This window comes from Prevotella sp. (assembly GCF_051059605.1).
In the GTDB taxonomy this organism is placed as follows: domain Bacteria; phylum Bacteroidota; class Bacteroidia; order Bacteroidales; family Bacteroidaceae; genus Prevotella.
Window position 1 is genome coordinate 261,497 of record NZ_CP050883.1, and the last position, 12,394, is coordinate 273,890.

The following is a 12,394-nucleotide window of genomic DNA, read 5'->3' on the forward strand; positions in this document are numbered from 1 at the left end:
AGTGCAAATCTTGTAGAGAACAAAATGAATTTATTCATTTTTTATTTCAAGATGCCGCCTATCTTATCCAAAGATAGTATAAATCTTGTAGAGAACAAAATGAATTTATTCATTTTTTATCTCAAGACGCCGCCTATTTTATTTAAAGATAGTACAAAGAAGCCACAACAATATAATGAATGATGCAATTATTCGTTAATTTTGAGTGTGCTATCATAGTAAATGTTGTAATAAAATAAATGTAGGTGTAATCCTGCAAATCATGTAACTCAGATGGGAGCTTTTAACCATATTTCGTTGTGGTTTCACTTTTTTTTAGTGCAAACGTTTTAAAAATTGCAAAGAAATGACAAGTTATTTTGCATTTGGGCTTTTATTGTATATATTTGTGATTGATTATGGGAATACTATATATTGTACCTACTCCGGTGGGAAATATGGAAGACATGACCTTGAGGGCCATGCGCATATTAAAAGAGGCAGATTTAGTGCTTGCGGAGGATACCAGAACATCGGGTCTTCTTTTAAAGCATTTTGAGATAAAAAATCACCTGATGTCACACCATAAGTTTAATGAACATGGTACTGCATCGGGAATAGTTGAGCGCTTGAAAGCTGGACAAATCATTGCTTTGGTAAGTGATGCCGGCACACCAGGAATTAGTGATCCTGGTTTTTATCTGGCGCGTGAGGCTGCAAACGCGGGTATTACCGTACAGACTTTGCCTGGTGCTACGGCATGTATTCCGGCAATAGTTTCTTCGGGATTACCATGTGATAGATTCTGTTTTGAAGGGTTCCTACCACAAAAGAAAGGTCGTCAAACTCATTTGTTGTCTTTGCAGACTGAAAGCAGAACGATGATTTTCTATGAATCGCCATATCGTTTAGTAAAAACATTGACGCAGTTTGCTGAATTTTTCGGAGAAGACAGACAGGTAAGTGTGGCAAGAGAAATATCAAAATTGCATGAGGAACATGTAAGAGGAACCTTGAAAGAGGTCATAGAACATTTTACCGAAACAGAACCACGAGGTGAAATCGTGATTGTGCTTGCCGGTTTAAATGAGAAAAAAGATAAAAAACTTAAAAGGGAGATTAAATCATGAAAAAGTTATTGTTTGTAACTGTTGGTGCGTTGTTGCTGACTTTTACTAGTTGTAAACAAGATAAGACGAAGGTTAATCTTGAAAAGGTTGAGCAAAATGATTCTCTACAGAGTATCATTTCTCAAAAGGATAGTGACATCAATGATATGATGGGCACAATGAATGAAATCCAAGAGGGTTTCAGACAGATTAATGAGGCTGAGAACCGAGTTAATATTGTGAAGGATGGTGAAGGTGCTGACAAAAAGAGCCAGTTGAGACAGAATATAAAGTTTATTTCTGCAACTATGCAGAAGAACCGCGAACTCATTGGAAAGTTGCGTCAGCGTCTAGCTAACAGTAGTTTGAAGGGTACACAACTTAAGGCTACTATTGAGAATCTCGTTAAGCAGCTTGATGAGAAAGATCAGCAGTTGCAGCAGTTGAGAGCAGAACTTGATGCAAAGGATATTCATATATCTGAACTTGACGAAACTATCAACAATTTGAATACTAATGTAAGTAACCTCACTACTGCTAATACTCAGAATACTCAGACTATTAACAGTCAGGATGCTCAGTTGAATACCGCTTGGTATGTATTCGGAACAAAGAATGAGTTGAAGGAGCAGAGAATTGTTGACGGAGGCAAAGTTCTTCAGGCAAACTTCAATAAGAATTATTTTACGAAGATTGATATCCGTGTAGACAAAAGTATAAAATTGTATTCAAAGTCTGTTAAGATTATGACATTGCATCCGTCAAGCAGTTACACACTAACACGTGACGCAAATAAGCAATATGAGTTGACAATTACTAATCCTCAGATATTCTGGAGTACAAGTAAGTATCTTGTCATTCAGGTTAAGTAGGTGACGTTTGATAAGAAATAAAAAAGCAGGAATGGAGTTGTTACTCTGTTCCTGCTTTTTCTTTTTTATCTTACTTTCTTAAAAAAGTTCTGCATTATTTCCCTGCATTCATCTTCAATAACTCCTGACGTAACAGTTGCCTTTGGATGAAATGCTTTTGGTGCAATCTTTGTATATCCGCGTTTTTCATCTGGAGCACCATATACCACTCTGCTAATCTGTGCCCAACCAATAGCTCCTGCACACATTGTACATGGTTCTACCGTCACATAGAGAGTACAGTCACAAAGGTATTTGCCTCCTAACATGTTAGCAGCTGATGTTATTGCCTGCATCTCTGCATGTGCCGTAACATCGTTAAGTGTTTCTGTTAGATTGTGAGCACGGCTTATGATACGGTCGTTGCAAACTATCACAGCTCCAATAGGAATTTCGTTGGCTTCTGCTGCAAGTCTTGCTTCAACCAAAGCCTTGCGCATATAGAATTCGTCTTTCTTTATTTGATCTTCATTCATGCTTGCAAAGTTATTAAATTTATAATAAATAATTTGATGTGTGGAATAAAAATTGTACTTTTGTGTCTGTAAAGACTACGTTTGTCTTACATAGAAAATATAATAAATGGCAGTTCATAATGATTTAGGTAAATGGGGGGAGGACTATGCCGCCGAATACTTGCTGAAAAAAGGTTATGAAGTTATCAGTAGGGATTGGCGACTTGGTAAACGTGATATCGATATCGTGGCCCGCACGGAAGACGGAATGACTGTGGTGTTTGTAGAGGTTAAAACTCGTGCAACTGATGTCATCGTGAGTCCTGAAGATGCTGTTGATGAAAGAAAAATAAAGAGTATAGGCTGGGCTGCCAACGCTTACGTCAAGGAGTTTCAAATATATGATGATATTAGATTTGACATCATCACAATCGTTGGAACAAAGCCGCAAGATGCAAGCTTAGAACATATTATCGATGCGTTTAATCCTGTGTTAGCGATGAACGGTAATCATTAGAATTTATTACATTATTATATATGTGGTGCTTTAATAGAAATAAAAAGAAAACAGTTAAACCTAATATCATTTGGCTTGACGAAACTGATTCTACAAATAACTATCTGAAGAATTATGTTCCTGCTTCCGATGAAAAGATAAGTGTTGTAGTTGCCGATTATCAGAAATCTGGTAGGGGACAAGGTGAGAATACATGGGAGAGTGAACCTGGAAAAAATCTTCTATTCAGTATTTTGGTTCATCCCGTAATGGTTCCTGTACATTGTCAGTTCTTGCTTTCAATGGCAGAAGCTTTGGCGTTGAAAGAGGCATTGGACAAATACACTGATGGAATAACTTTGAAATGGCCTAATGACATATATTGGAATGATAAGAAAATCGGTGGCACGCTTATAGAAACTACTCTAGGAGGTGGACATATAAAGAACTGTATTTTCGGTACTGGTATTGATGTTAATCAGACGGAGTTTAAAAGTAGCGCGCCGAATCCTGTTTCATTGAAAAACATTTTAGGTAATGATATAGACAGGAAAAAACTTTTAGATGAAATAATTGATTCATTCACAAAATATTATGCAATGATAGAAAATGGACAGTATGGTGATATCTCTGCATTGTATCATTCTGCGCTATATCGTAAGCATGGTTTCTTTAAGTATCGTGACAAGAAAACTAGTGAAGTTTTTGAAGCAGCGATAATTGAAGTAGGAGATGATGGAACTTTAGTTGTTAGAGACAGCAATGGTATTATCAGTGAATACCGCTTCAAAGAGATAGAAACGGTGTTGTAAGCAAGTATACAAAATAAACAAATAATATATTATGGCAAGATTTAAGAGAATTCTTCTTAAACTAAGTGGTGAAAGTCTTATGGGCAAACAAGGATTCGGTATTGATCCTGATCGCCTTTCAGACTATGCCAAGCAGATTAAGGAAGTGCACGAGATGGGTGTGCAGATAGGAATCGTTATCGGCGGAGGAAACATCTTCCGTGGATTGAGTGGTAGTCAGAAAGGTTTTGACCGTGTTAAGGGAGACCAAATGGGAATGTGCGCTACCGTTATAAACTCTTTGGCGTTGAGCAGTGCTTTGGGAGCGATAGATGTAAAAACTAAAGTTCTTACAGCAATTCGCATGGAACCTATTGGTGAGTTCTACAGCAAATGGAAGGCTATAGAGGCTATGGAAGCAGGATATGTTTGCATCTTCTCTGCCGGTACAGGTAGTCCTTATTTCACTACAGATACAGGTAGTTCTTTGCGTGGTATTGAGATAGAGGCAGACGTAATGCTGAAAGGTACACGTGTAGACGGTGTTTATACTGCTGATCCAGAGAAAGATCCTACAGCTACAAAGTTCAGCGATATTACTTTTGATGATATCTACACTCGTGGACTTAAAGTTATGGACCTAACGGCAACAACAATGTGCAAGGAAAACAATCTTCCAATCTATGTATTCAACATGGATGTTGTTGGTAATCTTAAAAAGGTTATGGATGGTGAGGAGATTGGTACGTTGGTACACAATTGATGAATTTCAATATATGATATACGAAAAAAGCGGAGAATATCTTATTCTCCGCTTTTTCTATATTTAAAGTCTTTTACTTTTCTTCTTCTGTATAATCAACATATTCACCTTCATCCTTAGTGAATATCTTTTTATTTGCATCTTCCGGATTGCGTGTGTCTATCACCTTTTCGTCATCACCATAAGAGTTGTTTCTGCCATGTCGTCCTGCATTGTTCCCGTTTTGTTTGTTGAATTGGTTTATTCCGTTTCTGAAGAAATTCAGGATGCGGAAAGCAAAAACCAAAATAAATAGGAACAGTGCTATGAAAAGCAGTAATATAAACTTGAAAATAAACATAAACATAAGTTATTTCTCCTTATTATTTAAATTTAGTACTACTGAAATTATGAAATATAATGAAATGATTATCCACCATGCTTCTAGTATTCCAAAAACAGCTACGCAGAATACGGATAAAGCCATAAAGCAATATTTAACCTTATTGTCTTTCCAACCCCATTGCTTGAATTTAAGCGCAAACATTGGTATTTCTGATATCAGCAAGTAGCAACTTATTAAAATCAATACTATGACAACTAATACAGACCAATTGTTTCCTTCAAGCCATGTAGGATTTGCTACTACAAGTGAACCCCAAAACAATGCATTAGCTGGAGTTGGTAGTCCGATGAATGATGTAGTCTGTCGCTCATCAAGGTTGAACTTTGCAAGACGTAGTGCAGAGAATGCAGCCATGACAAATGCTATATAAGGAATAAATTGGCGCATAGGTTCCATAAAAGATGGATATTCCAAAACGCCAAGTTCGGCAAATACTATTGTTGCTGGTGCTACACCGAATGTTACATCATCGGCAAGTGAATCAAGTTCCTTACCTATAGGTGAAGATACATGTAGTAAGCGAGCGCTCATTCCATCAAAAAAGTCAAATACAGCACCTATGATAATCCATAGAAGAGCCATTTTTGGATTTCCGCTGAAAGCATAAGTGGTAGCAATGCAGCCTGAAATTAGATTACAGCATGTGATGCTGTTAGGAATGTGTTTCTTGAAATTCATTTTACTTTCAACCTTTTAACTTTGCGATAACAGTCTGGTCACCAGTAGTGGCTTGTCCCATCTTTACGCAAACTTCTGTGCCAACCGGCAAGTATACATCTACACGACTTCCAAGTTTGATGAATCCTAAATGCTCGTCAATGTAGCAATCTTCACCTTCTTTTGCGTATGTTACAATACGGCGTGCCATAGCTCCAGCTATCTGACGGCAAAGAACTTCCTGTCCGTCTGGAGTTTCTATCATTACATCAGCGTGTTCGTTTTCCTCACTAGCTTTAGGAAGCCATGCTTTATGGTAGTTTCCGTCTTTGTGATTTACGAATTTAACTTTTCCGTCAACAGGAAACCAGTTAGCGTGAACATTGAAAAGACTCATGAAGATGCTTATCATAAGTCGGCGATCGTGAAAATATTCGTTTTCTTCTACCTCTTCAATAACAACAATCTTACCATCAGCGGGTGCAACAACAATCTTTTCCGTATCGTCGTCTTCTGAAAATCTGCGTATCGGGCAGCGATAGAAGTTTAATACTATACTATATATAACTCCGAAAACAACGATGAAACTCCAAAATGGGAGTTTATTGTCTAAACGGTTAAGCAACAAAGCAATTGCGGCCAATATAATAAAACCGTAGAGCAGTGTATCTGTACCCTCACGGTGAATGCGTATCTTCTTAAATTTCTTAATTCTTTTTATCATAGGTAAATTAGGATAGTACTAATCGAATGCAAAGATAATTATTTTTTATCGTTTCCGCAAATATAAGAATAAAAAATGACTTTTTATTTTGTGTTTTGCTCGATTTGCAGTAACTTAGCAACTCAAAACGAAAATTATTATATGGAAGACTTCGTCCACTTACACGTTCATACCAATTATTCTATCCTTGACGGACAGTCGAAGATACCAAGACTAGTAGATAAGGCTGTTAAAGACGGCATGAAGGGCATGGCGATCACCGATCACGGTGTCATGTTCGGCATAAAAGAGTTATCTGATTATTGTGCAGGAGTCAATAAGAAACGCAAGGCCGAAGGTCTTGAGCCATTCAAACCTATTCTTGGTTGTGAGATGTACGTTGCTCATCATAGATTGGAAGATAAGGTTAAGGAAAATGGTGACAATTCTGGTTACCACCTTATTGTTTTGGCTAAGAACTATAATGGTTACAAGAATCTTATAAAACTAGTCAGTAAATCTTGGGTAGATGGTTACTATTATCGTCCACGTACAGACAGATTTGAACTAGAGAAATATCATGAAGACCTTATCGTTTGTTCTGCTTGTATAGCAGGTGAAGTTCCTTCAAAGGTTCTTCATGATGATATGGCTGGAGCGCGTGAAGCTTGTGAGTGGTATCAGCGTGTGTTTGGTGATGACTTTTATCTGGAGCTTCAGCGTCATGAAGTGAAAGATCCTTCTTTATTGGCAAACAGGGAAGCATTTCCGCTTCAACAGAGAGCCAATAAGGTTTTAATGGACTTTGCTAAGGAGTATGGTATAAAGCTTGTTTGTACCAATGATGCCCATTTTGAGGATAAGGAAACTGCTGAAGCTCATGACCATTTGCTTTGTTTGGCAACAGGTAGAGATCTAGATGATCCTAACCGTATGAGATATAGTAAGCAGGAGTGGTTTAAGACCAAGGCTGAGATGAACGAGATATTTTCTGATGTTCCCGAGGCTATGGCTAATACTCTTGAGATTCTTGATAAGGTTGAATTTTACAGTATTGATCATGGACCTATAATGCCATATTTCCCTATTCCTGAGGATTTTGGAACGGAAGAGGAATGGAGACAGAAGATTACTGAGGAACAACTTTATAAGGAGTTTACTTCTGATGAGAATGGTGAAAATCAGTTGTCAGAAGAGGAAGGTCAGAAGGTTATTGCACGATTGGGCGGATATGATAAAATATATCGCATCAAGTTTGAAGCCGACTATCTAGCCAAGTTGGCTTATGATGGTGCTAAGTTACTATATGGTGATCCTTTGTCAGATAATGTGATAGAGCATATTAACTTTGAGCTTCATGTGATGAAGACGATGGGTTTCCCTGGATACTTCCTTATTGTGGAAGACTTTATCAAAGCTGCGCGTACAGAGTTGGGAGTTATGGTTGGTCCAGGACGTGGATCAGCCGCCGGTTCTGTTGTTGCCTATTGTTTGGGAATTACAAAGATTGATCCATTGAAATATGACTTGCTGTTTGAACGTTTCTTGAATCCAGACCGTGTGAACCTTCCTGATATCGATACTGACTTTGATGACGACGGTCGTGGAAAGGTGCTTCGCTGGGTTATGGATAAGTATGGTCACGAGAATTGTGCGCATATCATTACCTATGCAAGTATGGCGACAAAGAACTCTATCAAGGATGTCGCACGTGTGGAAAAGTTACCATTGGAAAAGTCGAATATGCTTTGTAAGGCTATTCCTGACCGTTTACCTGACGGTTTGAAGATGAACCTTACGAATGCTATTAAATGTACTCCCGAATTGAGAGAGGCTGAAGTGTCTACTGATACACGTGAGCGTAATACCATCAAGTATGCCAAGATGCTTGAGGGTACGGTGCGTGGAACTGGTATTCACGCCTGTGGTTTCATTATCTGCCGTAACCCTATAAGTGACTGGGTTCCTGTATCTACAGCCGACGACCCAGATTTCCCTGGATTGAAAACTGCCGTAACACAATATGACGGGCACGTGATTGAGTCAACTGGTCTTATCAAGATGGACTTCTTGGGATTGAAGACTCTTTCGGAGTTGAAGGAAGCTTGCAAGGTTATCAAGAAGACTGTTGGTGATGATGTTGATTTGGACATGATTCCTATTGATGACGAACTGACATATAAACTATATCAGGAAGGACGTACAATCGGTACATTCCAGTTTGAATCTCCGGGTATGCAGAAGTATCTACGTGAACTTCATCCTACGGTATTCGAGGACCTTATTGCCATGAATGCTCTATATCGTCCAGGACCAATGGATTATATTCCAGACTTCATTAAGAGAAAGCATGATCCATCTCTTGTTACATATGATATTCCATGTATGGAGAAGTATCTTAAGGATACTTACGGTATCACCGTATATCAGGAGCAAGTGATGCTTCTATCCCGTCAGTTGGCTAGTTTCACTCGTGGTGAGAGTGACGCGTTGCGTAAGGCGATGGGTAAAAAGAAGAAGGCTATTGTTGATGCAATGAAGCCTAAGTTCATAAAGCAAGGACAGGAGAATGGTCATAACCCTAAGGTTCTTGAAAAGATTTGGACTGACTGGGAGAAGTTTGCCTCTTACGCCTTCAATAAGTCTCATGCTACATGTTATTCTTGGGTGGCTTATCAGACAGCATATATGAAGGCTCATTATCCAGCAGAATATATGGCTGCGTTGATGACTCGTAGATTTAGTCAGATTATCGAAATCACTAAGTTGATGGAGGAGTGCCAGAATATGAAGATCGCCACTCTTGGTCCTGATGTAAACGAGAGTTATTCTAAGTTTGGTGTGAACAAGAAAGGTGAAATCCGCTTCGGTCTTTCTGCTATTAAAGGAATGGGCGAGGGCGCCGCTCTTGCTATTGTGAAGGAGCGAGAGGAACATGGACCTTACAAGGATATATATGATTTTGCTGAACGCATGGATTACAGCTGTGTTAATAGAAAGGCGTTTGAATCGCTTGCGTTAAGTGGTGGTTTTGATAGTTTTGCCTTCCAACGTGAGCAGTATTTGGCTGCTAATCCAAAAGGAGAAACATTCCTTGATGTGTTGGTTCGTTACGGTCAGTTGTATCAGGCTGAACAGCATGAAGCACAGAATTCACTCTTTGGTGGTGAACAAGCTGTTGAGATAGCACGCCCGCAGCCTGTTGAAGCAGAAGGTTGGAGCAATATTGAAAAGTTGAATCGTGAGCGCGACCTTGTTGGAATATATATAAGTGCCCATCCGCTAGATGAATTCAGTATCATCTTGAACACAATGTGCAACACTCATTGTTCTGAACTAGACAATAAGCAAGAGTTGGCAAAGAAAGAGGAAATAACTTTGGGTGGTATTGTTACTGGAGTTAAATCAAAGTTCACTAAGACTGGTAAACCATGTGGCTTCGTGACGATAGAAGATTTTAACGGCAGCGGTGAACTTGCTTTCTTCGGTGAGGATTGGGGTAAATGGCGAGGATTACTTTCTGAGGGTTGCATCGTGTATATCAAAGCCAAGTGCCAGCAGAAATATCGTGATAGCGATTATTATGATTTCCGCATTTCTGATATTCAATATATGCAGACTGTGAAGGCTAATCGTCTTGAGAAGTTTACAATCACAATCAACAGCGATGCAATAGATGAGACTGTGGTTACCGATATTTCTACAATGGTAGAAAAGTCAGTTGGTAATACTCAATTGTATATTCAGGTCGTAGATCAGGAGCACAATGTGAGTATGATGCTGCGTTCGAATAACCGTTCAATAGAGATAAAGAAAGATTTGCTGAATTATATAGATAGTAATCCTGATATGTCATATCATGTAAACTAGACGTAAATTCGTTTTTTCAGCATATTATATATTATGTACGTGCACACGCACGCACTAGAGGTTTTTCGAAATTTAAGCGTCTAAGTGTTTTTGAGTTGACTATCAGTAAGTTGGAACGCTTTTTATAGATAAATAAGTGTCGGTGATATGGCTGTATGTATGATGCCATATCACCGACACTATAAAAATACAAAATACATTGTAATGTGTTGATAGTCAGGGGGTAGTCGTTTAGACGCTTGTTTTTTTGAAAAACCTATGTAGGCAAATGATATCAAATGAAGCTATTAAAACAAACTAACAGCCTAAAATGATATGTGGTAAGCATGATTACATCTGCATTGTTATCTGTTTGTTGGTATGTTTAAATTGTTTTCTACGATAAAACAGATTCTACGATATAAAGTTTCTATTCCTACGATCAAACGTTTCCATTTCTACGATATAAAGTTTGCATTATATCGATCAAACGTTTACGTTTCATCGTTATAACGTAAGTTATATTTCACATCGTTATATCATTTTTGTGTAGTTCATTTTAATGAATGGAATTGATATTATAATAGGCATTTTGGTGTTTAAAAATATGAACGTGTACTATATATTACATGCTAAAAAACAAAATTGTGCAAAAAAGTTTTCTGTTTTAACTTATAATGTGTACTTTTGCTACGTTTTTAGTAGCTACAAAAAAATATTTAGATGAATTATGCAATTATTGCAGCTGGTGAAGGGTCACGCTTGGCACAAGAAGGCGTTAATGAACCTAAACCGCTGGTAAAAGTTCAGAATGAGCATCTTATAGACCGTTTAATACGTGTTTTCATGGATAACGATGCTGAAAAGATAACAATTATATGTAATAGCCTTATGACAAAGGTTAGTCAGCATCTTTTGAAACTGGAGGAGGACGGACTTAATGGTAGACCAGTTCCTTTGAACTTCATTGTGAAGACAACACCCAGTTCTATGCACAGCTTTTTTGAATTAAGTAAACTTCTTGATGAAAAGCCTTTTGTGATGACTACTGTTGATACAATATTCAAGGCAGAAGAATTTAAAGAGTATATATCAGACTTCCGTGAATGTATAAATTCAGGTTATGACGGATTGATGGGAGTTACGGATTATATAGATGATGAAAAGCCTCTTTATGTAGGCACAGATGATGAATTAAACGTAATCGGATTCTTTGATAAGAATGAAAACGGTTGCAAATATATATCAGGTGGAATATACGGATTGAATGCTAAATCACTCGATACTCTCAATGACTGCATGGAACGTGGTGAGAGTAGAATGAGAAATTTCCAACGTGGACTTATCAGAGACGGAAGAAAACTGAAAGCTTTTTCTTTTTCAAAAGTTATGGATATAGACCACGCTGAAGATATTGTGAAAGCAGAGCAGTTTTTGGGGCAATATGCACAAGTTTTGAAATAATATTCTGAACTTTACTAGTTATGAATATAATAGCTGTTAGGCGAGATGACAGGTTCTCTCCAAACTCCGTGGAGAAAGACAGGGCTATATTGCAAGCTGTATGCAACAGATTGCCGTATGATATTTCTATGATAGATGAAGTTGAACTGTCTATCGATGATGAAGCTGACGTATATCTGTCTATGGCAAGGCTTCCTGAAACATTGGCTTTGCTGAAAACTAAGGAAGATGAAGGAGCCGTTGTTGTTAATTCTGCTTATGGCGTAGAAACATGCGGACGCAGGATGCTAGACGATATAATGCGTGACAATGATATACCAGTTCCTCCATCTGAAGGAAATTATGGGTATTGGCTTAAACGTGGTGACGCGGCAGCTCAGTCTAAAAGTGATGTCGTATATTGTAAGGACAGGGCAATGCTTGCCAATAAAAAGGCAGATTTCGTGATTCGAGGGATAACAAACTGGATTGTTCAGGCGCATGTGCCAGGAGATTTGGTGAAATTTTATGCTGTGAAAGGTGGTTTCTTCAAATATTTCTATCCAAGTGATGATGGTGAGTCTAAGTTTGGTGATGAAAAACTTAATGGTGATGCATGTCATTATGCTTTCGATGAAAAGCTTTTGAAAACAACGGCTGATAAAGTAGCACAGATTACAGGCATAGACGTTTATGGTGGTGACGCTATAATAACCGAAGACGGAGAATTTTATATAATAGACTTCAACGACTGGCCTAGTTTTTCTCGTTGCAGAGACATTGCTGCAGACGTTATAGCGAAGGTGGCGACAAAGAAAAATAGTTTAAACATAATAAAAATATAAAAGGAATA

General features: G+C 38.1%; 12 protein-coding genes. 8 read left to right on the forward strand and 4 right to left on the reverse strand.

Going from position 1 to position 12,394, the window contains the following annotated elements:
* The first annotated feature begins 398 nt into the window (after positions 1-398).
* Positions 399-1,109 carry a 16S rRNA (cytidine(1402)-2'-O)-methyltransferase gene (rsmI, locus tag HEQ28_RS01045; protein ID WP_434503344.1) on the forward strand — a complete coding sequence of 237 codons (711 nt, stop codon included), beginning with the start codon at positions 399-401 and terminating at the stop codon, positions 1,107-1,109.
* On the forward strand, positions 1,106-1,960 hold the full coding sequence (locus HEQ28_RS01050) for a Cbp1 family collagen-binding glycoprotein adhesin (protein ID WP_434503345.1): 855 nt from the start codon (positions 1,106-1,108) through the stop codon (positions 1,958-1,960). The genes rsmI and HEQ28_RS01050 overlap by 4 nt, the downstream gene beginning before the upstream one ends.
* Positions 1,961-2,025: 65 nt before the next feature.
* On the opposite strand, the gene HEQ28_RS01055 is transcribed toward HEQ28_RS01050, so the two are convergent.
* Positions 2,026-2,475, reverse strand: coding sequence for a nucleoside deaminase (locus HEQ28_RS01055; RefSeq protein WP_434503346.1), 450 nt, complete (start codon positions 2,473-2,475; stop codon positions 2,026-2,028).
* 106 nt (positions 2,476-2,581) lie between these two features.
* Between HEQ28_RS01055 and HEQ28_RS01060 the strand changes: the two genes are divergently transcribed.
* The 3 genes from HEQ28_RS01060 to pyrH are packed head-to-tail and all read left to right on the forward strand — an operon-like array spanning position 2,582 to position 4,504.
* Complete coding sequence (locus HEQ28_RS01060; RefSeq protein WP_301412196.1) at positions 2,582-2,971, forward strand: YraN family protein; 390 nt, start codon at positions 2,582-2,584, stop codon at positions 2,969-2,971.
* 20 nt (positions 2,972-2,991) lie between these two features.
* Positions 2,992-3,762 carry a biotin--[acetyl-CoA-carboxylase] ligase gene (locus HEQ28_RS01065; RefSeq protein WP_434503347.1) on the forward strand — a complete coding sequence of 257 codons (771 nt, stop codon included), beginning with the start codon at positions 2,992-2,994 and terminating at the stop codon, positions 3,760-3,762.
* 31 nt (positions 3,763-3,793) lie between these two features.
* A complete protein-coding gene (gene pyrH / locus HEQ28_RS01070; protein ID WP_434503348.1) occupies positions 3,794-4,504 on the forward strand; it encodes a UMP kinase in 711 nt (236 codons plus the stop codon).
* Between the two features lie 73 nt (positions 4,505-4,577).
* Here pyrH and HEQ28_RS01075 read toward each other — a convergent pair whose 3' ends face one another.
* From HEQ28_RS01075 to HEQ28_RS01085, 3 genes are read right to left on the reverse strand one after another with little or no spacing between them, the layout of a single operon-like run.
* Positions 4,578-4,844: a DUF4834 family protein gene (locus tag HEQ28_RS01075; protein WP_434503349.1), complete on the reverse strand. Its 267-nt coding sequence runs from the start codon at positions 4,842-4,844 to the stop codon at positions 4,578-4,580.
* A gap of 9 nt (positions 4,845-4,853) precedes the next feature.
* On the reverse strand, positions 4,854-5,567 hold the full coding sequence (gene pssA / locus HEQ28_RS01080; RefSeq protein WP_434503350.1) for a CDP-diacylglycerol--serine O-phosphatidyltransferase: 714 nt from the start codon (positions 5,565-5,567) through the stop codon (positions 4,854-4,856).
* Between the two features lie 7 nt (positions 5,568-5,574).
* Complete coding sequence (locus HEQ28_RS01085; RefSeq protein ID WP_434503351.1) at positions 5,575-6,270, reverse strand: phosphatidylserine decarboxylase family protein; 696 nt, start codon at positions 6,268-6,270, stop codon at positions 5,575-5,577.
* Positions 6,271-6,411: 141 nt separating this feature from the next.
* Between HEQ28_RS01085 and dnaE the strand changes: the two genes are divergently transcribed.
* The 3 genes from dnaE to HEQ28_RS01100 all read left to right on the forward strand — a co-directional run bounded on the left by dnaE (position 6,412) and on the right by HEQ28_RS01100 (position 12,386).
* Positions 6,412-10,119: a DNA polymerase III subunit alpha gene (dnaE, locus tag HEQ28_RS01090; protein ID WP_434503352.1), complete on the forward strand. Its 3,708-nt coding sequence runs from the start codon at positions 6,412-6,414 to the stop codon at positions 10,117-10,119.
* A 702-nt stretch (positions 10,120-10,821) separates the two neighbouring features.
* Entirely contained in the window at positions 10,822-11,562 is a 741-nt protein-coding gene (locus HEQ28_RS01095; protein ID WP_434503353.1) for a sugar phosphate nucleotidyltransferase, read from the forward strand.
* 20 nt (positions 11,563-11,582) lie between these two features.
* Entirely contained in the window at positions 11,583-12,386 is an 804-nt protein-coding gene (locus HEQ28_RS01100) for a hypothetical protein (protein ID WP_434503354.1), read from the forward strand.
* Positions 12,387-12,394: the final 8 nt, after the last annotated feature.